Below are 21,325 nucleotides of genomic sequence, written 5' to 3'. Positions count from 1 at the left end.
TGGGGCAGCTTGCGCGCGCTCTGTACCCTGATTGGACCGTCGGGGCCAAGCGCTAAGCGTTCCCGCGGGCGCGGGGATGGGCGGCGCGGTACGATTCCATCAGCCGCGCGGCATCGACGCCGGTGTAGATCTGGGTCGTCGACAGGTTGGCGTGGCCCAACAGCTCCTGAATGGCGCGCAGGTCGCCGCCCCGGCCCAGGAGATGGGTGGCGAAGCTGTGGCGCAGGGCATGGGGCGTTGCCGTCGCCGGCAGGCCGAGGCGCAGCCGCACCCCCTCCATCGCGCGGGTGATCAGGCGTGGGTTCAGGGGCCCGCCGCGCTGACCGCGGAACAGCGGGTGGCTCGGCTCGACCGGGAAGGGGCAGAGGCGGATGTAGCGCGCAACGGCCTCGGCGGCGGCGGGGATCACCGGGACGATCCTCTCCTTGCCGCCCTTGCCGAGGATCCGCAGACTGGCACCGGGCGTCCGGGCCAGTTCGGCATCGCTGCCCAAGAGGCCCAGCGCCTCGGAGATCCGCAGCCCGCAACCGTAAAGCAGGGTCACCACGGCCATGTCGCGGGCGCGGATCCATTCCTCGGCCTTGTCATCGCTGATCGATTCGGTGACGGCGCGGGCGGCGTCCTCGTCCAGCGGCCGGGGCAGGGGGCGCTGATGGCGCGGGGCGCGGGCCGACAGGATCGCCGTGGCGTCGAAATCGCCCTCGCGGTCGGCCAGCCAGCGGGCGAAGCCCTTCAGCGCTGACAACGCGCGCGCCAATGACCGCGCGCCGCGGCCGTCGGCGCGGGCCTTGGCCATCCAGGCGCGCAGGTCGCGGGTCTCCACCGCGCGCAGCTGCGCCATGCCCGCCGCGCCGCCGTGATGGTGGGCAAGGAAGTCGAGGAACTGCGCCACATCGGCGCGGTAGGCGTTGATCGTGTGATCCGAGGCATCATCCAGCGCGGCCAGATGCGTCAGCCAGTGTTCCAGCGCATCGCGCAGCGCCGGAGAGATCGCCAGACTCACGACAACCAGCGGCGCAGGACGCGCTCGAAGGTGCCGGTGAAGAAGGCCAGAAGGTCGGTGCCCTGTCCCGGCTTGAAGCGATGCGGATCTTCCGAGCCCATCGCCAGCATGCCCGGCAGGCGCCCCTTGCCGAGATCCAGCCGCATCAGGGCCTCGGACCGCAGATCGGCGGCGACTTCGCCGTAAGGGCCCGAGGACGGCGGCACGCCCTGGCGCAGCACGATCGGGCGCGAGGGGGCCGGGCGTCCGGCGGACATATAGTGCTCGGTGAAGCCCGGCTTGCGCACGCGCAGGATCGTGTCCAGCTTGCCCAGGCTGCCGCCCAGTTCCACGCTTTCCAGCACCAGCCGGACGGCATCGACGCCGAGGATCTCGGCCACCGGACCGCCTAGGTCCAGCACGAAGCCTTCGAAGCGGTCGGCATCCAGCAGGCGCAGCAGGGCGCGGTGGATCTGGTTGGTCGAGGACAAGTTCTCATAGGCCGCGGCGATGACGGCGCGGTGGGTTTCCTCCAGCCGCTGCAGCCGGGTTTCCAGCCGCTCCATCGCCATGCCGCGAAGATCGACGATATTGCCGCCCATCGCCCGTTCCGAGGTCAGCACCAGCGCGCGCATCAGCTCGGGATCGTCGAGCACGAGGCCCGGATCGGCCAGCACGCGGGTGCGCCATTCCTCCTGGGTGCCGGTGTCCTGGGCCGGTCCGCTGACTGCCATCTCTGCCTCGATCTTCCGTCTTCCGCGCGATCCTACATCAGGTCCGGCGGATTTCTGACCCGTTTTTTTGCCGTCGCCCGGCAAGTGTGCCAAGCCTGCATCGGTGTTGTGCCCGCCACGTCGCGGACGGGTCCGCTTGCAGAGGGCATGGCCCGCGTCATATCCTATCCCCTCCCGGCCCGAAAGGTATTTGACCCCTTGGACCTGCTCGCGCAGCCCCACTTCCCTGCCGGTCAGCCTCTCGCTGTCCTGACTACCCAGCCGCTGGATCGCCTGCTCGACTACCGCGCGCCGGAGGGCGGGGCCCGTCTGGGCGATTTCGTCGAGGTGCCCTTGGGGCCGCGCAAGGTTCTGGGCTGTGTCTGGGGGCAGGCCGAGGGCAACTTCCCGGTCGAGAAGCTGCGCCCGGTCAGCCGCGTACTGGACGTGCCGCCGATGCGGGACGAGCTGCGGTCCTTCCTGACCAAGGCCGCGGAATACACGCTGACGCCGTTGTCCCTGATGCTGTTCATGGCCACTCGCGCGCCGGGGCTGTTCAACGGGCCGCAGACGGTGAAGGTCTTCCTGCCGGGCGAACCGCCGGTGCGGATGACCGAGGCGCGGAAGCGCGTGCTGGACGTGTTCGACGCCTATGGCGGGGCCGCGCTGACGGTGGGCGAGATCACGCGCGCCGCCGGGGTGACAGGCAGCGTGGTGCATACGCTCGCCGCGCAGGGCGGGCTGATCGAGACCGAGGCCGCGAAGGACCAGCCCTATCCGCCGCTCGATCCCGCGCGGGCGGGCAAAGTGCTGTCCGAGGATCAGGCCGCCGCCGCCGAGGTGCTGAAATCCCGCGCCGACGCCTTTGGCGTGACGTTGCTGAAGGGCGTGACCGGCTCGGGCAAGACCGAGGTCTATCTGGAGGCCGTGGCCGAATGCCTGCGCAAGGGGCGGCAGGCGCTGGTCCTGTTGCCCGAGATCGGCTTGACCGAGGGTTTCCTGGAACGGGTCGAGGCGCGCTTCGGTCACCGGCCCGGCGAATGGCACTCGGGCGCCACGATGACCGAGCGTCGGCGGCTTTGGCGCATGGCCGCCGAGGGCGGGGTGCAGATGGTGGTGGGCGCGCGCTCGGCGCTGTTCCTGCCGTATCGCGACCTCGGTCTGATCATCGTCGACGAGGAACACGACGGCTCCTACAAGCAGGACGAGGGCGTGCATTACAACGCGCGCGACATGGCGGTGCTGCGCGCGTCGCAATGTCAGGCGCAGGTGGTGTTGGCTTCGGCCACGCCGTCCTTGGAGAGCTGGGTCAATGCCGAGACGGGCAAATACGAGCGGCTCGACCTGCATGCGCGCTTCGGTGTGGCCGAGCTGCCCGAGATGCGCGCGCTGGACCTGCGCGGGCAGAAGCTGCCGCATGGGACATGGATCGCGCCGGCGCTGAAGGCCGAGGTCGATCAGCGGATCGAGGCGAAGGAGCAGTCTCTCCTGTTCCTCAACCGCCGTGGCTATGCGCCGGTGACCACCTGCCGCGCCTGTGGCCATCAGATCCAGTGCGAGCATTGCGATTCGCGCATGGTCGAGCACCGCTTCCACAACCGCCTGATGTGCCACCAATGCGGCGCGACGGCCCCCATCCCGACCGCTTGTCCCGAATGCAAGACCGAGGGCTCCATGCACCCCATCGGCCCCGGCGTCGAGCGACTGGAAGAGGAGGTCCGCGCGACCTGGCCCGACGCACGGGTGGCGGTTTTGTCGTCCGACCTGTTCGGCTCGGCCCGCGCGCTGAAGGAGCAGATCGCCGAGATCGCGGCGGGCGGGGCGGATATCGTCATCGGCACGCAGCTGGTGGCGAAGGGGCACAACTTCCCGCTGCTGACCTTGGTCGGCGTGATCGACGCGGATCTGGGTCTGCATGGCGGCGATCTGCGGGCGGCCGAGCGGACGTTTCAGCTGATCCGGCAGGTCGCGGGCCGGGCGGGGCGGCATGACCGGCCGGGCCTCGCGCTGTTGCAGACGCACCAGCCGGACCATCCTGTGATTCAGGCGATCCTCAAGGGCGATGACGAGGGGTTCTGGAAGGCCGAAGCTGCCGAGCGGCAGGCGCTGGGCATGCCGCCCTATGGACGGTTGGCGGGGATCATCCTGACCTCGACCTCGGTGGAACATGCCTTCGAGGCCGGGAACCTTCTGGCGCAGAACGCCGATCCGCTCTTCGCCATCGGCGCGCAGCTGTTCGGCCCGGCACCGGCGCCGATTGCGCGGGTCCGGGGGCGGCACCGGGTGCGGCTGCTCATCAAGGCGGCGAAGGGTGCGCCGCTGCAAGGCGCGATCCGGCGCTGGCTGGCGGGGTTGAAGCTGCCGGGCGATACGCGGTTGGCCGTCGATATCGACCCGCAGAACTTCTGGTGATCCGGCGCGCGCGGGTTATCTTTGCCGCGCAAGAAGGAGAGTGCCATGTGGGAAGACCGCTATCGCAGCCAAGACGACTATCTGTTCGGCACCGCCCCGGCGCAGTTCCTGACGGAGAACCCGTGGCTGGTGATCCCGAACGGCACCGCATTGGCGGTCTCGGACGGTGAGGGGCGCAACGGGGTGCACATGGCTGCCTCAGGGATGCATGTCACCTCGTTCGATCTGTCGCCCACAGCCGTGGGCCGCGCGCGGGCCTTGGCGGCGGGGCGCGGCGTGTCCATTGACGCTCGGGTCTGCGACTGGAAGGGCTGGGAATGGGAGCGGCCCTTCGATCTGGTGCTGGGCATCTTCATCCAATTCATGCCGCCCGAGGCACGACCGGCACAATTCGCCGACCTCGCACGGACCCTAAAACCCGGGGGTCGGCTGGTCCTGCATGGCTATACCCCCGAGCAGGTGGCACTGGGCACGGGCGGCCCGCCCGATCCGGCGCAGATGTGGACGCCGCAGATCCTGACCGCCGCCTTCCCCGGTTGGCGCATCGAGCGCCTCGCCACTTATGAGCGCGAGGTGCAGGAGGGGCGCGGGCACCAGGGCCGCTCGGCTTTGATCGACTTCGTCGCCACGAAGCCCTAAGGCCTGGTGCCGGTCGATAATCCTTGCGTTTCTTGCTGTTAGTCGTTTCCTGGCAGCATGGTAAAGTTAATTCTGATGCATAAGGCCGACTCAATCTACGAGGATGAGCCGGACGTCGTGTATGATTTCCCACGCGCTTATCTGAAGGCCGTGCAGGAGGCTGTCGGGGACTGGATCCTTTATTACGAGCCGGTCAAGGCGGGCCCGCGCGGCTATTTCGCCGTCGCGAAAATCAGCCAGGTCATCGAGAAGCCGAAAGTCGCGGGACGCTACCTCGCCCTGATCGAGCCGGGCAGCTTCTTGCCCTTTGACACCCCGGTACCCCGGCTCGAAAACGGGACTCCCTTCGAGACGACGCTGGCCGAGGCCGATGGCACACCGAAGAAAGGCGGTGCTGTTCAGCTAGCGGTGAGACGGCTCCCGGAGGTTGACTTTGCGCGGATCGTCAATCGCGGATTGCCACAGGACCTCATCGCGATGGAGGCCAGCCGCTACGGTGCGACGGCAGATGAGTTTGCCAGCGGTGCCGAGACCTTTGAACGGCCGGTTCTGGAGCGCCTTGTGCAGCGTCCCTATCGCGAGGTCGCCTTTCGTCGAAAGGTACGCGAGGCCTATGGCTACCGATGCGCGATGTCAGGGTTGATGCTGCGCAATGGTGGTGGCCGACCCGAAGTGCAAGCGGCCCATATCCGGCCCGTGCAGGACCAAGGCAGCGACTCGGTACGGAATGGCTTTGCGCTTTCCGGTACGTTGCATTGGATGTTTGACCGCGGCTTGCTCTCGGTCGCTGACGATTGCCAAACGATCCTTGTCTCTCACAACAAGGTTTCCGGCGATGTGATCGATCGGCTGCTGCCGGCGGACCGGAAACTCATCTTGCCCCTTGATCCGAATGACCGGCCTCATCCACGCAACCTTCAGTGGCACAGAGAGAATGTCTTCGGCCGGGTTTTGAACGACGAGGCGCCAACCTGGGATGGCTGACCGCCCTCAAGCCTTCAGGATGATGCAGGTCGTCGAGCCCGTCGCGTAGATCTTGCCGTCCTCGACGCCGACGATGGTCGCCTCGGCCACCGCGGTCGAGCGCCCGGCGTGCTGCACGCGCGAGCGGCATTCGACCAGCGTGCCCGGTTTCAGCGCGCGGGTCAGATTCACCTTGTATTCCAGCGTCGTATAGCCGGAACCCGCCGGCAGCACCGAAGCCACCGAGCAGCCCAGAGCCGAGTCGAGGATGGTGCCGTACCAGCCGCCGTGAACCCCGCCCATCGGGTTGAAATGCTTGAATTCCGGCGTGCCGCGGAAGGCGACTTCGCCTTCGTTCACCTCGTGCAGGCGGAAGTTCATGACCTCGGCGATGGGGGCGCCGGCGACCCGGCCCTCGAGGATCGCGCGCATGTATTCGAGCCCAGACATCGCCGCGACTTCGGCGCGGCTGGGCAGTTCCTCGGGCGATTTGGCGACGAATTGTTCCGGCATGAGCCCCTCCCTTGCTGCGGGAAAAGCTAGGCAGCGCAGGCGGCTGGGGCCAGTAGGCACGGCGCGCGGGAACGCAACGTCATGGCGCGCCGGATCAATTGGGGACCATCACTCGTGCCGGGCCAGCCAGACGAGCATCTCCTCCAACTGCGGGCGGCGGGTGGCGATGACCTCCTCGGCCATGGCGCGGACCTCGGGGCTGTAGCCATGGGTCAGGACGACCTCGGCCAGCTCGATGGCGCGTTGATGCTGGGGAACCATGGCGCGGACGAAATCCAGATCGGCGTCGCCGGTGAGGGGCACGTCGAGCATCTCGGCCGCCTGCATGTCGATGGCGGCCATGGCCTGACCCGAGGGGGTGTTGGGCGTCTGGGCCTGGGTCGGGGTGGCAAGCAGGGTCAAGGCGGCGAGAAGGCGAAACATGGAGGGCTCTCGGATCGGGGACGGAGGGAGAACCCGGCACGGGCGGTGCGGGTTCCCCGGATCGGATCGGTTTGGTGATCAGGCGGTGCGGGCTTCCGCCAGTGCCTCGGGCAGGACGCGGGCGAAGGCGTCGAGCTCGGCGTCGGGGCCGACGCTGACGCGGATACAGCGGTCATGCGGCGCGACGAAGGGCATGCGGATGAAGACCCCGCGCTTCACCACCCCGGCCAGCACCTTGCGGGCGAAATCGCCGTCGCGGCCGCAGTCGATGGTGACGAAATTGGTGGCCGAGGGCAGGGCGGTGAGCCCGTTATCGGCGGCGATCTGGCCGATGCGGGCGCGGGCGGCCACCACCTTGGCGACGGTTTCGGCCAGATAGGCCTCGTCCTGCAGGGCGGCCAGCGCGCCGATCTGCGCCGCGCGGTTCATGCCGAAATGGTTGCGCACCTTGTCGAAGGCCGCGACGAGGCCCGGTGCAGCGATGGCATAGCCCACCCGCGCGCCCGCCATGCCGTAACCCTTCGAGAAAGTGCGGAAGCGGATCACGCGCTCGTCGCTCGGGTCGATCGCCGGGGCAGTGCCTTCGGGGGCGAATTCGATATAGGCCTCGTCCAGCGCCAGCAGGGTGCCCGCCGGCACGGCATCAATGGCCTTCTGGATCACCTCGGCCGGGTGCCAGCTGGCCATCGGGTTGTCAGGGTTCGCAAGGTAGACGATCTTCGCGCCGACCTCGGTAGCCTTGGAGATCAGCGCCTCGGGGTCCTCGTGGTCGCCCTTGTAGGGCACCTTGTGCAGGGTGCCGCCGAAGCCTGCGACGTGGTAGTTGAAGGTCGGATAGGCGCCCTCGGACGTGACCACCGGATCGCCCTGTTCCACCAGCAGCCGGACCAGATAACCGAGCAACCCGTCGATGCCTTCGCCCACGATGATATTGGCGGGGCTGACGCCCAGCTTCGCGGCAAGCGCCTGTTTCAGGTCGTGGTTCTCAGGGTCGCCATACATCCACTGGCCCGCCGAAGCGGCCTCCATCGCCGCAATAGCGCGGGACGAGGGGCCGAAGCCGTTCTCGTTGGCGCCCAAACGGGCCTCGAAGGCGCCGCCGCGCGCGCGTTCCTGCGTCTCGGGGCCGACGAAGGGTACGGTGGCGGGCAGGGTCTGCACGAGGGCGGTGTAGCGGGGGCTCATTCGGCGGTTTCCTCAGGGTTCTGCAGCCAGCTCCAGACGCGGAGCGGGGTCAGGGGCATGTCGACATGGCGCACCCCGCGCGGCCAGAGCGCATCCAGCGCGGCATTGGACAGGGCGGCCAGCGCACCGACGGTGCCGGCCTCGCCGCAGCCCTTCATGCCGATCGGGTTGTTCTTCGACGGCGTGGGTTCGCTGACGAAGCGGATGTTCGGCACATCCGCCGCGCGCGGAACGGCGTAATCCATCAGGCTGCCTGTCTGCAACTGGCCATCGGCGTCAAAGGCGATGTCTTCCATCACCGCCTGCCCGAAACCCTGCACGACACCGCCATGCACCTGCCCCTCGGCCAGCTGCGGATGCATCAGCACGCCGAGGTCATCGACGGCAAGGTAGCGGTCCAGCCTCAGCGCGCCGGTCTCTGGGTCGATCTCGACCTCGCAGAGATGCGCGCCGTTGGGGAACGACCGCCCGGGCAGTTTCGTGCGCTTCTCATGGCGCAGAAGGTCGGTGCGGCCTTTGGAACGCGCGAGGTCGGCGGCCTCCAACAGTGTCAGCCGGCGGTTCGAGCCGGGGGCCGAGAAGATGCCGTCCTCGAAGCTGAAGGGAGCGGCCTCGATCTCGGCTTCGAGGAAACTGGTGAAGGCGGCGACCATCTGTTCGGCCGTGCCATGCGCCGCCGTGGTCTGCACGGTGACCGAACGCGATCCGCCGGTGCCGCCGCCACGCACGATCAGATCGCTGTCGCCCTGGACGATTTCGATCTGCTCGAACGGCAGGCCGGTGATGTCGGCGAGGTATTGGGCATAGACGGTCTCATGCCCCTGACCATTCGACTGGGTGCCGACATAGAGCTTCACGCCCGTCTCGGTGAATTCGATCACCGCGCCCTCGGTATCCTCGCCAAGGATGGATTCGATGTAATAGGCGAGGCCCAAGCCGCGCAGCATCCCCTTGGCTTCGCTGGCTTTTCGCCGGGCTTCGTAGCCGTCGACCTCGCCGAGGTTATCGGCGCGGGCCAGCACGCGGGCGAAGGAGCCGACGTCATAGGTCATCTCGCCGGGCGTGGTGTAGGGGAAGGCGGCTTCGGGGATGAAGTTGCGGCGACGGAGCTCGAACGGCGAGAGGCCCAGCTCGCGCGCGGCGGTGTCCATGGTGCGTTCCAAGAGCGTGATCGCCTCGGGCCGGCCGGCGCCGCGATAGGCGTCGACGGGGGTGGTGTGGGTGTAGATGCCCTCGACGTCGAGGGTCGCGCAGGGGATGGCGTAGACGCCGGTGAAGACCTTGGAGAACAGCTCGGACTGGATGTTCTGGGCGAATTGCGAGTTGTAGGCGCCGAGATTCGAGCGCGTGTTGACCCGGTAGGCGAGGATGCGGTGGTCGGCGTTAAAGGCCAGTTCCGCCGTGCTTTCCAGATCCCGCGCGCCGTTGTCGGCGAGCATCGCTTCCGAGCGGTCGGAGATCCAGGCGACCGGGCGGCCCAGCTGGATCGCCGCCTGCGCGGTCGCGTATTGCTCGGGGTATTGCATGGTCTTCATGCCGAAGCCGCCGCCCACGTCCGGCGTGGTGACATGGACCTGCTCAGGCGTCAGGTTCAGCACGCGTGCGAGTTCGCGCTTGTGGTTCCAGACGCCCTGGCCGTTGAAGGCGAAATGCAGCCGCTCGCCGTCCCAATCGGCCAGCGCGGCGCGGGGCTCCATGCTGACGGTGGTGACGCGGTTCTGGCGCACCGAGAGGGTGGTCACATGCGCGGCCTTGGCGAAGGCGGTCTCGACGGCCTCGGTGTCGCCGAGGTGGAATTCGACGGGCAGGTTCTCAGCGACCTCGGCATGAACGAGAGGGCCGCCGCGCCAGAGGTCCAGATGGGCGGGCTGTTCGTCGAAGTCCAAGAGGATCGCCTCGACCGCGTCGCGGGCCTGTTCCAGCGTCTCGGCCACGACCATGGCGACGGGCTCGCCGACATGGCGCATGACGCCATCGGCGAGGATCGGGCGGTGCGTGGCGCGGCCTTGGCGGCCGAGACGGTCCTTGGACAGCACGGCCCAGAGGCCCGCCGTGACGCCCGCCTGCTTCAGGTCAAAGGCGGTGAGAACGGCATGGACGCCGGGCATCTCCTTGGCGTCCGAGGTGTCGAGTTCGGTGATCACCCCATGCGCGACGGGTGCGCGGAGGAAGGCGGCGTGCAGGCAGCCCTCGGGCAGGGTGTCCGCCAGATAGCGTCCGGTGCCGGTGAGGAAGCGGATATCCTCGCGTCGGGCGACGCCTTGCGATTTTCCGAATGCGCGCATGATCCTCCCCCATCCTGTCGGGCGGGAGGATACAAGCGCAGGGGCCGAGGGCAAGGGGCAGGCGATCAGCCTTGCAGGTCGCGCTCCCAGAAGGTGCGGCCGGTCGCGGGATCGGCGTAGACGGTGACAGTCTCGCCCAACGCGGGCAGATCGACGGCCGGGTAGGGGCGGGAGGTGCCGATCACGCCGGCGCTGTCGCGAAAGGCGAGGATCGCGGGCGAGGGAGAGGCGGCGTTGACGGGCTGGATCGCGCGGACCTCGGCCTCGCGCCGTTCGCCGTGGCGGGCCGCGCGACGGAGCGGCTGATGGGCGCGCTGACCGAGGCCACAAAGTCCACCGCCGGCCAGCAGCAGCGCCAGCCCGACCCAGAGTGACATCCCACCGACCGCCGCATTTCGGCCAGGGTCGAGCTGGGCGATCTCCGGGGCGTCGGGCAGCAGCGTGACCGGATACGATGTGCCGGGGCGGGCCTGTTCGTAAAACCTCTCGGACACGCCGAACTCGCGGGTGGTCGTCGGACCCGAGGGGAGGGTGTAGCGCGCCGTGACGCGGTAGCTGCGCTGATGGGTGCCATTGGTCGAGCGGCGGTCATCGATCCGGCGGTCGGGGATCAGGGCCTCGACCTGCACGCCGCCGCGCGCCAGTGTCGAGGCCTCAAACGCATGCCACGCCGAGAGGGCCAGCAGGCCGGCAGCGGCTAGCATCAGAAGCAGTCCGATCACGAAGGCAGCGCTTCGGAACGGGCGGAAAGGCGGCGGGGCCGGGCGGGGGGTGGTTTGGGTCAAAACTCTCCCTCCCAATAGCCACGACCACTTTTGGGGTCGATCCAGACGGTGATCTCGCTGCCTTCCGGGGGCAGGTCCGCGCGGGGAAGCGGGCGGGTCCGCCCGGCGATCAGGCCGGTGGCGCCACCCCCATAGGCATGGCCGATCCATGCCATCTCGGCCCGGGGTGGGCGTTTGCCGCCCTTGCGGCGACCGTAGCGGCGGATGTCCGTGACCTCGGCGACGATCGGCTGTCCCTTGCGGGCTGCGCGGCGCTGGCGGAACAGGCCGCGGGCGTAGGCGCCGAGGCTGGCGGCGGCCAAGACGCCGAAGATCGTGGCGCCGGTGAGGGCGCCCCAAGCGGTGCGTTGGGTGCCGCCGTCGGACAGCTCCCAGATCTCGGGGCGAGAGGCTGAGTAGCGCAGGGCGACGACCTCGCCCGGTTCGAAATTGTCATATTCCGACGAGCTGGCGGGTTGCCGGGCGAAATGGGGCGCGCCGGTCTGATCCTCGTAGCGCAGGACGATGGCATAGGTGATGCGGATCCGCCCGGTGCCACTGCGGTGCCGCTCACGGGCCCGGTCGATGGCAACGGCGGAGGTCTCGATCCCGTCCCGGGCGAGCAGGGCGGCTTCGCCCAGCGTCTGGCTGGCGCCGTAGCCGAAGACGGCCATCAGCACGACAAGGACCAACCCCAGCCAGAGGGTCACTGGGCTGGTCGCGGCCTTGAGCGACAATCGCGGTCGGGACATGAGCAGGCTCCGGAAAGGGGTCGCTTTCCGGTCAGTCTAGGCAAAAAGGCGCCGGGTTCAAAACCGGCGCCTTCAATTCGCGAGAAAAACTTCAGGCCGCGTTCGAGGTTGAGGCCAGTTTCGCCCCGGCGCTGAAATCCGCGAGGGTGCGGGCCGCCGCATCCAGCGCGCCCGATCCATGCGGAATGCCAAGCGCCTTGAGCCCGGTGTCGACCACCGCCAGCATGCCGAGGGTCATCGGTGCGTTCACATGACCCATATGCGCGAGGCGGAAGAAGGCGTCGCCCTTGGGATCGCCCGGCTCGGCCATACCGAGGCCGATGCCCAGCGTGACACCGGCCTCATGCTCGGTCCATTGACGCAGGCGCGTGCCGTCGGCGCCCGAGAGGCGGGCGGCGGTCACGGCATGGGCGCGGTGCTCGGGATTGGCGATGTTCAGGCGGAAGGCGCCGTCGGTGCCCCAGGCCTCTGCCGCGGCCCAGACGGCCGAGGCGAGCGCGGTGTGGCGGTTCCAGACGTTCTCCATGCCCTCTTCCAGCAGCATGGTGACGGCTTCGCGCAGGCCGAACAGGTGGTGCGTCGGCGCGGTGCCGAACCAGTTCTCATAGAAGAACTTGGCGCTGCCGCGGGTGCGCCAGTCCCAATAGGGGGTGCGCAGATCGGCCTTGGCACCGACGTCGCGGGCCTTGTCCGAGAAATACACCAGACCGAGGCCCGGCGGGGTCATCAGACCCTTCTGGCTGGCGGTGATCATCACGTCGACGCCCCAGGCCTCGGTGTGGAACTCGTCACAGCCAAGGGAGGCGATGCAATCGACCATCAGAAGGCCCGGATGGCCGAGGTCATCCATCAACTTGCGGATCGCGGCGACGTCGTTGCGCACCGAGGTGGCGGTGTCGACATGCGTGACCAGCACGGCCTTGGCGTCGGGCGCGGCTTTCAGCGCGGCCTCGGCCCGGTTCAGGTCGATGGGCGAGTTGAGGCCGAAATCGGTGATCAGCGCCTCGACCCCCAGCGCGGCGGCATGTTCCGCCCAGCCGTGGCCGAAACGGCCGGTCGCCAGCACGATGGCCTTGTCCCCGCGTGAGAAGACGTTGGTGTTCGCCGCTTCCCAGGTCGCGTGGCCGTTGCCGATGTAGATGGCGAGGTTCTGCTTGGCCCGGGCTACGGTCTTCAGGTCCTCGCGCAGGCCGGCGACCATGTCCACAAGGTCGCCCTCGTAGATGTTCGGCGCGGCGTTATGCATCGCGTTGAGCACGCGGTCGGGCATGACCGACGGGCCGGGAATGGCGAGGTAGGTGCGTCCGTTGGACAGGGTCATAGCAGTGTCTCCTTACGCCGATATCGTTAGATCCGGGCCCGAGCAGGGTCAACGCTGAACAGGTGTAAAGATGCAGGCTCTGCGCGGTTGCCTGCATCATGGGCGCGTTCCCGCCCCTTGCGGAGACGGACGGGATGATCGAGGCGGCATTGGCCGAAACGGAATTGGCCGAGCGGGTGGTTTGCGTCACGCAGCGCAGCGCGGCCGAGAGGCGCGCGGCATGGGCGCAGGCGCTTTGGCAGGATCACGGCGCGCTGCGGCTTTGGTGGAAGACCCGTGCGCAGGTGGCGCCGGGCGTCTGGCGCTCGAATCAACCGGGGCCGCTGGATATCGCGCGGTTCTCGGCGATGGGGATCCAGCGGGTGGTGAACCTGCGCGGGGCCTCGGACCGCGGGCCGTATCTGTACGAGGCAGCGGCCTGCCGGGCCGAGGGGCTGGAACTGATCGACCTGCCGTTGATCTCGCGCAAGGCGCCCGATCGCGCGATGCTGCTGGCGCTGGTGGATCTTTTGACGGAGCTTGAGCCGCCGGTCGTGCTGCATTGCAAGTCCGGGGCCGATCGGACCGGGCTGGCCGTGGCTTTGTGGCGGATCCTGCGGCAGGGCGACAGTGTGGCCGAGGCCTCGCGGGCCTTGTCGTGGCTGCATGGCCATAATCCGCGCGGGCGGGCGGGGCTGATGGGCCAGATCTTGCGGGACTACGCGGCGCAGGGCGAGGCCGAGGGCATAGGGATGCGCGACTGGGCCGCAACTCTTTACGACCCTGAGGGCCTGCCCGAGCGTTTCCAGCGCTGGCTCAAGCGATAGCCACGGCCGCGGGGCTGTCCTTGACCGGATCGCGCGCCTATATCGGGGGCATGACCCAGACCCAGACGCCCCCGCTTTCGCCTGACACCCGTTGCGCTCCCGTTTCGGGCCGTGCCTTGTTGCGGGTGACGGGGCCGGACCGTGAGAAGTACCTGCAGGGCCTCGTGACGCAGGACATGGGCCGCGTGATGCGCGAGGGGATCGGCTATGCCGCGCTGCTGACGCCTCAGGGCAAGCTGATCGCGGATTTCTTCCTCGTGGTGCAGGGCGAGGCGATCCTTGTCGATGTGGCCGAGGATCTGGTCGAGGATCTGGCACGGCGTCTGTCGATGTTCAAGCTGCGCAGCCAAGTCGCGCTGGAGCCGGTGGCGATGCCGGTGACGCTTGGCGTGGGCCCGGCGCCCGAGGGCGCGCTGGCGGATCCGCGGGCCGAGGGGATGGGTTGGCGGCTGTATGGCGCGGCGCTGGAGCAGGGCGAGGCGGTCGATTGGGATGCGCTCCGCATCGCCGCCCGCGTGCCCGAGACGGGGGCCGAGCTGGTGTCGGGCGACAGTTTCATCCTCGAACTGGAGTTCGAGCGTCTGCGCGGCGTCGATTTCCGCAAGGGCTGCTATGTGGGACAGGAGGTCACCGCCCGCATGCACCACAAGACCACCCTGCGCAAACGTCTGGTGCGGGTGGAGGTGGCGGCGTCGGTGCCGGTCGGTACGCCGGTGTTGATGGCCGACGGGCGCGAGGCCGGGGTGCTGTACACCCAATCGGGCGGCAAGGGGCTGGCGCTGATGCGGCTGGACCGGGCCGAAGGACCCCTGACTGCCGACGGCGTCGCGGTGAGCGTCCCCGAGGCCGAGCGGGTCTGAGCAGCCTGAACCCGGCGATGAAAAACGGGCGCGCCGTGAGGGCGCGCCCGTTTTCGTTTTGCTGCAGGCCCGTTCAGGCCTTTGTCTCGCCCACCGGCAACAGCGCCACGGCGACGCGGCGGCCTTCGGACAGAAGAACGTTGTAGGTCCGGCAGGCGGCGGGTGAGGCCATGACCTCGGCCGGGACACCGGCCTCGTCCAGCGCCTTGCGGAACTCAGGCGGCAGATGGGCCACGTCCGGGCCCATGCCGATGAACAGCACGTCCACCTGACCGGCGAGCGGCTTCAGCGTCTCGAGGTCGCCAATCCCGCCCCAGGCCACAACCTGACCCGGCGCGATCACCACCGGCGCAGGATGGGCGGTGCCATCCAGCCGGAAGTAATCCGCGCCATAGCCCTCGATGGGCTTCGCTTCACCGAAGTCGATCTCGGTCAGTTTCATTTCGCGTCCGAGGTCTTGAACTGGGTTCCGGCCTTGTCGGCGCCCTTGCCCCAATCACGCTTCACGCCGAGGCGCTTCACGACGACCGCAGCCACATAGACCGACGACCAGGTACCGACGAAGACGCCCCAGATCATCGCGAAGACGAAGCCGCGGATCACGTCGCCACCCAGCACGAACAGCGAGATCAGTGCGATCAGGGTGGTGAACGAGGTCATCAAGGTGCGGGTCAGCGTCTCGTTGAGCGAGAGGTTGATGATCTCCTCGACCGGGCGCTGCTTGAACTTGATGAGGTTCTCGCGGACGCGGTCGAAGACCACCACGGTGTCGTTCAGCGAATAGCCGACGATGGTCAGCAGGGCCGCAATGGTGGTCAGATCGAAGCGCATCTGCAGCACGACGAAGACACCGATGGTCAGGATGATGTCGTGCACCAGCGCGGCGACGGCCCCGAGGGCGAATTGCCACTCGAACCGCAGCCAGATGTAGACCAGCACCGCGCCGAGGGCGGCGATGACGGCGAGGATCGCTTCCTGCACCAGCTCGCCCGAGACTTTCGGACCCACCGATTCCACCGAGGTGAACTGCAGCGTGTCGTCATAGCCCTGCAGCGCGGCCTCGACCTGCGACAGGGTCGCGGGCGTGACGGATTCGGCCTCGCCCTGCGCCTGGATGCGGATCATGGCGACGTTCTGCTCGGGGCCATAGGTCGGGTCGAAGACCTCGGTAATGGCCACGTCGCCCAGCTCCAGCGGCGCAATGGCGTCGCGGTAGGCGCCGATGTCGATCGGCTGGGTGGCCTCGGTCCGGATTGAGGTGCCGCCCCGGAAGTCGATGCCGAAGTTGAGCCCGATCGAGAAGAAGGCGACGATCGAGGCGACCACAAGGATCATGGACAGGCCGAAGGTGTATTTCCACGGCGCCATGAAGTTGAAGTTGGTGTCGTCAGGGACGATTTTCAGACGGAACATGATGGCAGGCTCCTCAGAGGTTCAGCGTCTTGGGACGGCGGCGTTCGAACCACCAGACGATGATCAGCCGCGTGACGAAGATCGCCGAGAAGACCGAGGTGATGATCCCCAGTCCCAGCGTGATGGCAAAGCCGCGCACCGGGCCCGAGCCGAGGGCGAACAGGATGGCGGCGGTGATGAAGGTGGTGATGTTGGCGTCAAGGATGGCCGACATCGCCCGCTCGTAACCCAGCTCGATGGCGCGGGCAGGGCCACGGGTCGTGCGCAGTTCCTCGCGGATACGCTCGAAGATCAGCACGTTCGCGTCGACGGCCATACCGATCGTCAGCACGATCCCGGCGATGCCCGGCAGTGTCAGGGTGCCGCCGATGAGCGAGAGGATGGCGAAGATCATGGCGATGTTGAACGCCAGCGCCAGGTTCGCGATCCAGCCGAACAGACCATAGCTGAGGCCCATGTACAGCAGCACGGCCACCATGGCGACCACGGCGGCGATCTTGCCCGAGTCGATGCTGTCCTGACCCAGTTCCGGGCCGATGGTGCGCTCTTCGAGGAAGGTCATCTGGGCGGGCAGGGCGCCGGCACGCAGCAGCACGGCCAGCTGGGTCGATTCCTCAACCGTGAAGCGGCCGGTGATGATACCCGAGCCGCCGGGGATGGCCGACTGGATGGTCGGGGCCGAGACGACCTCGTTGTCCAGCACGATGGCGAAGGGGCTGCCGATGTTCTCGGCGGTGTAGACGCCGAAGGCCCGCGCACCGGCCGGGTTGAAGCGGAAGCTCACGGCGGGGCGGTTGTTCTGGTCGAAGGTCGGCTGGGCGTCGGTCAGCTGCTCGCCGCTGACGACGGCCGTCGATTCGAGGATGTAGTAGAGGCCCTCATCGTTCATCGACGGTGCGATCATCTGGCGGGCTTCCAGCGAGGCCTCGGCATCCGAGGTCACGCGGACCACTGGGTGGAAGGTCAGGCGGGCCGTGGTGCCGATCAGGTCCTTCAGCTCCTCGGCGGAGCCGATGCCGGGCACCTGGATCAAGATGCGGTCCGCGCCCTGACGCAGGATCGTCGGCTCGCGCGTGCCGACTTCGTCGACGCGGCGGCGGATGATCTCCAGCGACTGGCGCATGGTGCGATCATCGGTGGCCAGACGCTCGGCCTCGGACAGGGTGACGACGATCTGCTCGCCCTCGATATGGATGTCGAGGTCTTGCTGGCCGATGCCGGTCAGGGTCTGCATCGGCTGCGACAGCGTCTGAACCATGGTCAGCGCCTGTTGCAGATGCTCGGCATTGGCGATGGCGACACGCAGGGTGCCCGCATCATCGGACGGCATGCGGCGCACGCCACCGAAGGTCGCACGCTCGCCGCGCAGCAGGTCGCGGACCTCGGGCCAGAGGGCGTCGATGCGGTCGGCATAGACGTCGGAGACATGGACTTCGGCCAGAAGATGCGCGCCACCGCGCAGGTCGAGGCCGAGGTTCACGAGGTCGGTGGGCAGCCAGTCGGGCCAGAGCGCGCGGGCGGCCTGGGTCTCGGCGGTGTCGGTGCCGGCCTCGATGGCGGTGACGGCGTCATTGTGACGCTCGACCCGGTCGTAGAACAGGTTGGGGGCAGAGAAAGCGACGGCACCGAGGCAGATCAGCAAGATCAGCGCGCGCTTCCACAGGGACAGTTGCAGCATGGGGATACCTTGCGATGCGAACGGGCCCGTGAGGCGGGAACGCCGGGGCCCGGAAACGCGAAAGGCCGCAGCGCAGGAGCGCGGCGGCCGGGAGAGAGCGGCTTATTCGCTGACCGCGGGCTCGGTCTTGGAGAGCACGCCGGTGATCGTCGAACGGACCACCCGGACCTTGACCCCCTCGGCGATTTCGATCTCGACCTCGCCGTCTTCCTTGACCTTCGACACCTTGCCGATCAGGCCGCCCGCGGTGACGACCTGGTCGCCCCGGCGCAGGGCCTCGATCATGCTGCGGTGCTCTTTGGCCTTCTTCTGCTGCGGACGGATCAGCAGCAGCCACATGATCCCGAAGATCAGGACGAAGGGGACGAGCGACGAGACGAGGCTGCCCGCACCGGCGGCACCGGCGGTCTGGGCAAAGGCGGGGGTGATGAACATGGGGCTCCTCGGTTGATCATCGGGCCGGGAAAGCCCGGCAGAATTGGCGCGCACCCTATATGGGGGCTGATACGAGTTCAAGCGAGGGGGGGAGGGGAAAACGCCGCAGCCGCGAGCGATAACACCCCCGTGTTCAGGCTCGAAGCTCCCTGCGTCGCGCCCCTTGTCATCTTCGTTCCTAAAATATCCCGGGGGTGAGCCCGCAGGGCGAGGGGGCAGCGCCCCCTTCCTTCCTTCAGGCGGCCGAGCGTAGCGAGGCCCCCGGTCGCCCGCGGAGCCCGTCCCGAAGGGGCGGGGGACAAGGGCGAAACCCCTCTCCGGCAGCCACAACAGCAAAAGGCCCCGCACGGGGCGGGGCCTTTCAATCTCGGATCGGGACCGATCAGCTCTTGGCCAGATCGCGCAGCACGTAGTGCAGCACGCCACCGTGCTTGACGTAATCCACCTCGATTTCCGTATCGATGCGGCACTTCAGCTGGATGGTCTTGGTCGAGCCGTCCTTGAAGGTGATCGTGCAGGGCACGGTCGAGAGCGGCTTGATGTCGTCCGACAGCCCGTCGATCGCCACCGTCTCGTCGCCGGTCAGACCCAGCGTCTTGCGGGTGTCGCCGCCGGTGAACTCGAACGGGATGACGCCCATGCCGACGAGGTTCGAGCGGTGGATACGCTCGAAGCTCTCGGCGATGACCGCCTTGACGCCCAGCAGGTTGGTGCCCTTGGCCGCCCAGTCGCGCGACGAGCCGGCGCCGTATTCGATGCCACCGAAGATCACCAGCGGCACGCCGGCGTCCTGGTATTCCATCGCGGCGTCGTAGATCGAGGTCTGTTCGCCGTTCGGGCCCTTGGTGTAGCCGCCTTCAACGCCGTCCAGCATCTCGTTCTTGATGCGGATGTTGGCGAAGGTGCCGCGCATCATGACTTCGTGGTTGCCGCGGCGCGAACCGTAGCTGTTGAAGTCCTTCGGCGCGACCTGACGCTCGGTCAGGTACTTGCCGGCCGGGGTGGTCGCCTTGAACGAACCCGCGGGCGAGATGTGGTCGGTGGTGATCATGTCGCCCAGCACAGCCAGAACCCGGGCGCCGGTGATCGGGGCGATATGGCCCTTCTCCTTCGACATGCCCTGGAAGTAGGGCGGGTTCTGGATGTAGGTCGACGAGGCCGGCCAGTCGTAGGTTTCACCGCCCGAGACCTTCACGCCCTGCCATTTTTCGTCGCCCTTGAAGACGTCGGCATACTTGGCCTGGAAGGCTTCGCGGGTGACGACGCGGTCGACCAGCTCGGCGATCTCGGCATCGGTCGGCCAGATGTCCTTCAGGTAGACGTCCTTGCCGTCGGCGGTTTGCGCCAGCGGCTCGGAGGTCAGGTCGATGTTCATGTCACCTGCCAGCGCATAGGCCACGACCAGCGGCGGCGAGGCCAGGTAGTTGGCGCGGACGTCCGGCGAGATGCGGCCTTCGAAGTTCCGGTTGCCCGACAGAACCGAGGTCGCGATCAGGTCGTTTTCGTTGATCGCCTTCGAGATCTCGGGCTGCAGCGGACCCGAGTTGCCGATGCAGGTGGTGCAGCCGAAGCCGACGATGTTGAAGCCGACAGCGTCCAGATCGTCCTGCAGGCCGGCGGCCTTCAGATACTCCTCGACGACCTGCGAGCCCGGCGCCAGCGAGGTTTTCACCCAGGGCTTGCGGTTCAGGCCCAGCTGACGGGCCTTGCGGGCCACGAGGCCGGCGCCGATCAGCACATAGGGGTTCGAGGTGTTGGTGCACGAGGTGATCGAGGCGATCACGACCGAGCCGTCACGCAGCTGGTAGTCTTCGCCTTCGACGGCTGCGGTCTTGCAGATGTCGACCGGCTTGGTCGCGACGGGGCCTTCGTCGGCCATGTCCTTCGCAGCGTCCGACATGTCGAGGCCACGGTAATCGGCGACAACCTTGGTGAAGGACGAGGACGAGTCGGTCAGCGCGACGTAGTCCTGCGGGCGTTTCGGGCCCGAGATCGCCGGCACGATGGTGCCCATGTCCAGTTCCAGCGTCGACGAGTAGATCGGCGCATAGTCCGAGCCACGCCAGAAGCCGTTTTCCTTGGCATAGGCTTCGACGAGGGCCACGCGGGCTTCGTCGCGGCCGGTGTTGCGCAGGTAGCGCAGGGTCTCGTCGTCGATCGGGAAGAAGCCGCAGGTCGCGCCGTACTCCGGTGCCATGTTGGCGATCGTCGCACGCTGGGCCAGCGGCAGGTTGTCGAGGCCTTCGCCGTAGAATTCGACGAATTTGCCGACCACGCCGTGTTTGCGCAGCATCTGCACGACCTTCAGCACGAGGTCGGTGCCGGTGGTGCCTTCGACCATCTTGCCGGTCAGCTTGAAGCCGACGACTTCGGGGATCAGCATCGAGATCGGCTGACCGAGCATCGCGGCCTCGGCCTCGATACCGCCCACGCCCCAGCCCAGAACGGCCGCGCCGTTGACCATGGTGGTGTGGCTGTCGGTGCCGACGAGCGTATCCGGGTAGGCGACCTGCTCACCCGACTGGTCCTTGTCGGTCCAGACGGTCTGCGCGAGGTATTCCAGGTTGACCTGGTGGCAGATGCCGGTGCCGGGGGGCACGACGCGGAAGTTTTCGAACGCGGTCTGGCCCCATTTCAGGAACTCGTAGCGCTCCATGTTGCGCTCGTATTCCAGGTCGACGTTCTTCTGGAAGGCGCGCGGGTTGCCGAATTCGTCGATCATCACCGAGTGGTCGATCACGAGGTCGACGGGCACCAGCGGGTTGATCTTCTGGGCGTCGCCACCGAGGCCCTTGATGCCGTCACGCATGGCGGCGAGGTCGACCACGGCGGGCACGCCGGTGAAGTCCTGCATCAGCACGCGGGCCGGGCGATAGGCGATCTCGCGGGGGTTCTTGCCGCCCTTGGCGCCCCATTCGGCGAAGGCCTTGATGTCCTCGACCGAGACGGTGAACCCGCCATCCTCGAAGCGCAGCATGTTCTCGAGCACGACTTTCAGCGAAGCGGGCAGCTTCGAGAAGTCGCCGAGGCCCGCGGCCTGAGCGGCCGGGATCGAATAATAGGCGATCGACTGACCGCCAACGGTCAGCGTCTTGCGCGTCTTGGCGGTGTCTTTACCGACGATAACAGTCATTGGGGGAGGCTCCCTTCGGGTCAAGAGGGGTTTGGCTGTCCTGCACAT

19 protein-coding genes are annotated in these 21,325 nt (G+C 67.7%); 5 read left to right on the top strand and 14 right to left on the bottom strand.

Annotated elements, in window-relative coordinates; all coding sequences use genetic code 11:
• Positions 1-52: 52 nt before the first annotated feature.
• Together BCY78_RS17090 and BCY78_RS17085 are read right to left on the bottom strand one after the other, a co-directional pair.
• The gene (locus BCY78_RS17090) at positions 53-1,003 is read right to left on the bottom strand and encodes a tyrosine recombinase XerC (protein ID WP_068304315.1); all 951 of its coding nucleotides are present in this window, start codon (positions 1,001-1,003) and stop codon (positions 53-55) included.
• Positions 1,000-1,716 carry a DUF484 family protein gene (locus BCY78_RS17085; RefSeq protein ID WP_068304314.1) on the bottom strand — a complete coding sequence of 239 codons (717 nt, stop codon included), beginning with the start codon at positions 1,714-1,716 and terminating at the stop codon, positions 1,000-1,002. The genes BCY78_RS17090 and BCY78_RS17085 overlap by 4 nt, the downstream gene beginning before the upstream one ends.
• Before the next feature lie 204 nt (positions 1,717-1,920).
• Here BCY78_RS17085 and BCY78_RS17080 point away from each other — a divergent pair, with 204 nt between their 5' ends.
• The 3 genes from BCY78_RS17080 to BCY78_RS17070 all read left to right on the top strand — a co-directional run bounded on the left by BCY78_RS17080 (position 1,921) and on the right by BCY78_RS17070 (position 5,730).
• Positions 1,921-4,107 (top strand): primosomal protein N', encoded by a 2,187-nt coding sequence (locus BCY78_RS17080; RefSeq protein ID WP_068304353.1) that lies wholly within the window; start codon positions 1,921-1,923, stop codon positions 4,105-4,107.
• A 45-nt stretch (positions 4,108-4,152) separates the two neighbouring features.
• Entirely contained in the window at positions 4,153-4,746 is a 594-nt protein-coding gene (locus tag BCY78_RS17075) for a cyclopropane-fatty-acyl-phospholipid synthase family protein (RefSeq protein WP_068304312.1), read from the top strand.
• A gap of 75 nt (positions 4,747-4,821) precedes the next feature.
• The gene (locus tag BCY78_RS17070; RefSeq protein WP_233499426.1) at positions 4,822-5,730 is read left to right on the top strand and encodes an HNH endonuclease; all 909 of its coding nucleotides are present in this window, start codon (positions 4,822-4,824) and stop codon (positions 5,728-5,730) included.
• Positions 5,731-5,736: 6 nt separating this feature from the next.
• Here BCY78_RS17070 and BCY78_RS17065 read toward each other — a convergent pair whose 3' ends face one another.
• From BCY78_RS17065 to BCY78_RS17035, 7 genes are all read right to left on the bottom strand, one after another.
• Positions 5,737-6,222 (bottom strand): PaaI family thioesterase, encoded by a 486-nt coding sequence (locus tag BCY78_RS17065; RefSeq protein WP_068304309.1) that lies wholly within the window; start codon positions 6,220-6,222, stop codon positions 5,737-5,739.
• Between the two features lie 108 nt (positions 6,223-6,330).
• On the bottom strand, positions 6,331-6,645 hold the full coding sequence (locus BCY78_RS17060) for a DUF305 domain-containing protein (RefSeq protein WP_068304308.1): 315 nt from the start codon (positions 6,643-6,645) through the stop codon (positions 6,331-6,333).
• 78 nt (positions 6,646-6,723) lie between these two features.
• Complete coding sequence (locus BCY78_RS17055; RefSeq protein WP_068304307.1) at positions 6,724-7,830, bottom strand: pyridoxal phosphate-dependent aminotransferase; 1,107 nt, start codon at positions 7,828-7,830, stop codon at positions 6,724-6,726.
• Positions 7,827-10,115, bottom strand: coding sequence for a xanthine dehydrogenase family protein molybdopterin-binding subunit (locus tag BCY78_RS17050; protein WP_068304305.1), 2,289 nt, complete (start codon positions 10,113-10,115; stop codon positions 7,827-7,829). The genes BCY78_RS17055 and BCY78_RS17050 overlap by 4 nt, the downstream gene beginning before the upstream one ends.
• A 65-nt stretch (positions 10,116-10,180) precedes the next feature.
• Entirely contained in the window at positions 10,181-10,837 is a 657-nt protein-coding gene (locus BCY78_RS17045; RefSeq protein ID WP_158515948.1) for a DUF3592 domain-containing protein, read from the bottom strand.
• 59 nt (positions 10,838-10,896) lie between these two features.
• Positions 10,897-11,631, bottom strand: coding sequence for a DUF3592 domain-containing protein (locus BCY78_RS25630; protein ID WP_068304301.1), 735 nt, complete (start codon positions 11,629-11,631; stop codon positions 10,897-10,899).
• 91 nt (positions 11,632-11,722) lie between these two features.
• Positions 11,723-12,952: an alanine--glyoxylate aminotransferase family protein gene (locus BCY78_RS17035; RefSeq protein ID WP_068304298.1), complete on the bottom strand. Its 1,230-nt coding sequence runs from the start codon at positions 12,950-12,952 to the stop codon at positions 11,723-11,725.
• 98 nt (positions 12,953-13,050) lie between these two features.
• On the opposite strand from BCY78_RS17035, the gene BCY78_RS17030 reads away from it, so the two are divergent.
• On the top strand, positions 13,051-13,758 hold the full coding sequence (locus BCY78_RS17030; protein WP_083195109.1) for a tyrosine-protein phosphatase: 708 nt from the start codon (positions 13,051-13,053) through the stop codon (positions 13,756-13,758).
• Positions 13,759-13,808: 50 nt separating this feature from the next.
• Positions 13,809-14,618: a folate-binding protein YgfZ gene (locus BCY78_RS17025; protein WP_068304349.1), complete on the top strand. Its 810-nt coding sequence runs from the start codon at positions 13,809-13,811 to the stop codon at positions 14,616-14,618.
• Positions 14,619-14,691: 73 nt separating this feature from the next.
• Here BCY78_RS17025 and BCY78_RS17020 read toward each other — a convergent pair whose 3' ends face one another.
• The 5 genes from BCY78_RS17020 to acnA form a co-directional block, all read right to left on the bottom strand.
• A complete protein-coding gene (locus BCY78_RS17020; RefSeq protein ID WP_068304296.1) occupies positions 14,692-15,060 on the bottom strand; it encodes an Mth938-like domain-containing protein in 369 nt (122 codons plus the stop codon).
• Positions 15,057-16,031, bottom strand: coding sequence for a protein translocase subunit SecF (gene secF, locus BCY78_RS17015; RefSeq protein WP_068304294.1), 975 nt, complete (start codon positions 16,029-16,031; stop codon positions 15,057-15,059). The genes BCY78_RS17020 and secF overlap by 4 nt, the downstream gene beginning before the upstream one ends.
• 13 nt (positions 16,032-16,044) lie before the next feature.
• Entirely contained in the window at positions 16,045-17,709 is a 1,665-nt protein-coding gene (gene secD, locus BCY78_RS17010; RefSeq protein ID WP_068304292.1) for a protein translocase subunit SecD, read from the bottom strand.
• Between the two features lie 102 nt (positions 17,710-17,811).
• Positions 17,812-18,144: a preprotein translocase subunit YajC gene (gene yajC, locus BCY78_RS17005; RefSeq protein WP_068304291.1), complete on the bottom strand. Its 333-nt coding sequence runs from the start codon at positions 18,142-18,144 to the stop codon at positions 17,812-17,814.
• 382 nt (positions 18,145-18,526) lie between these two features.
• Complete coding sequence (gene acnA, locus BCY78_RS17000; protein WP_068304289.1) at positions 18,527-21,277, bottom strand: aconitate hydratase AcnA; 2,751 nt, start codon at positions 21,275-21,277, stop codon at positions 18,527-18,529.
• Positions 21,278-21,325: the final 48 nt, after the last annotated feature.

The sequence above is a fragment of the Pararhodobacter sp. CCB-MM2 genome (genome assembly GCF_001691415.1).
In the GTDB taxonomy this organism is placed as follows: domain Bacteria; phylum Pseudomonadota; class Alphaproteobacteria; order Rhodobacterales; family Rhodobacteraceae; genus Pararhodobacter.
Note: the sequence above shows the minus strand (reverse complement) of the source record. Positions and strands in the feature narration are given on the sequence as shown.

Excerpts from the sequence above, each read along its gene's own strand:
- BCY78_RS17085 (WP_068304314.1), bottom strand. The coding sequence starts at position 1,716 with ATGGCAGTCAGCGGACCGGCCCAGGACACCGGCACCCAGGAGGAATGG.
- BCY78_RS17075 (WP_068304312.1), top strand. The coding sequence starts at position 4,153 with ATGTGGGAAGACCGCTATCGCAGCCAAGACGACTATCTGTTCGGCACC.
- BCY78_RS17070 (WP_233499426.1), top strand. The coding sequence starts at position 4,822 with ATGCATAAGGCCGACTCAATCTACGAGGATGAGCCGGACGTCGTGTAT.
- BCY78_RS17065 (WP_068304309.1), bottom strand. The coding sequence starts at position 6,222 with ATGCCGGAACAATTCGTCGCCAAATCGCCCGAGGAACTGCCCAGCCGC.
- BCY78_RS17060 (WP_068304308.1), bottom strand. The coding sequence starts at position 6,645 with ATGTTTCGCCTTCTCGCCGCCTTGACCCTGCTTGCCACCCCGACCCAG.
- BCY78_RS17055 (WP_068304307.1), bottom strand. The coding sequence starts at position 7,830 with ATGAGCCCCCGCTACACCGCCCTCGTGCAGACCCTGCCCGCCACCGTA.
- BCY78_RS17050 (WP_068304305.1), bottom strand. The coding sequence starts at position 10,115 with ATGCGCGCATTCGGAAAATCGCAAGGCGTCGCCCGACGCGAGGATATC.
- BCY78_RS25630 (WP_068304301.1), bottom strand. The coding sequence starts at position 11,631 with ATGTCCCGACCGCGATTGTCGCTCAAGGCCGCGACCAGCCCAGTGACC.
- BCY78_RS17035 (WP_068304298.1), bottom strand. The coding sequence starts at position 12,952 with ATGACCCTGTCCAACGGACGCACCTACCTCGCCATTCCCGGCCCGTCG.
- BCY78_RS17030 (WP_083195109.1), top strand. The coding sequence starts at position 13,051 with ATGGGCGCGTTCCCGCCCCTTGCGGAGACGGACGGGATGATCGAGGCG.
- BCY78_RS17025 (WP_068304349.1), top strand. The coding sequence starts at position 13,809 with ATGACCCAGACCCAGACGCCCCCGCTTTCGCCTGACACCCGTTGCGCT.
- BCY78_RS17020 (WP_068304296.1), bottom strand. The coding sequence starts at position 15,060 with ATGAAACTGACCGAGATCGACTTCGGTGAAGCGAAGCCCATCGAGGGC.
- secF (WP_068304294.1), bottom strand. The coding sequence starts at position 16,031 with ATGTTCCGTCTGAAAATCGTCCCTGACGACACCAACTTCAACTTCATG.
- secD (WP_068304292.1), bottom strand. The coding sequence starts at position 17,709 with ATGCTGCAACTGTCCCTGTGGAAGCGCGCGCTGATCTTGCTGATCTGC.
- yajC (WP_068304291.1), bottom strand. The coding sequence starts at position 18,144 with ATGTTCATCACCCCCGCCTTTGCCCAGACCGCCGGTGCCGCCGGTGCG.
- acnA (WP_068304289.1), bottom strand. The coding sequence starts at position 21,277 with ATGACTGTTATCGTCGGTAAAGACACCGCCAAGACGCGCAAGACGCTG.